We start from the raw sequence: 342 nt of genomic DNA, 5'->3' as shown, positions 1-342 counted from the left end.
GAAGCGCACCTCGACGCCGCCATTGCCGAGCGGGTAGTGCGGCCAGTTCGACGGCTGGATACCGATAGCCATCACTACCGCCTTCGCCCGCTCGGCCAGCACCTGCTGCGCCAGCGCGTTCAGCGACAGCTTCCTGACGTCGTAGCCCGCCTTGGACAGCACATCGGCGAGCCGCTGCTCCTCGGCGTCAACATCGGACGCCGGGACGACATGATCCAGCTTCCACACGTTGACCTTCTCCCCGTCCGATCAGAGCCTTGGAGATCTCCTAACCAACCGAGTCGCGCACTGCCACCATGACCGACGAAAGCGACCACACGGCCGTCCCCTCGGCTCCACCAA

Annotated in this window: 1 protein-coding gene; it reads right to left on the bottom strand. The window is 65.2% G+C overall.

Going from position 1 to position 342, the window contains the following annotated elements; all coding sequences use genetic code 11:
• Positions 1–228: hypothetical protein (locus VH88_RS14330; RefSeq protein WP_045811847.1), on the bottom strand; the 228-nt coding region annotated here is incomplete at its 3' end.
• Positions 229–342 lie beyond the last annotated feature (114 nt).

The sequence above is a fragment of the Brevundimonas sp. KM4 genome (assembly GCF_000964075.1).
In the GTDB taxonomy this organism is placed as follows: domain Bacteria; phylum Pseudomonadota; class Alphaproteobacteria; order Caulobacterales; family Caulobacteraceae; genus Brevundimonas; species Brevundimonas huaxiensis.
The sequence above is the reverse complement of the archived record's forward strand: the minus strand, read 5'-3'. Positions and strand labels throughout refer to the sequence as shown.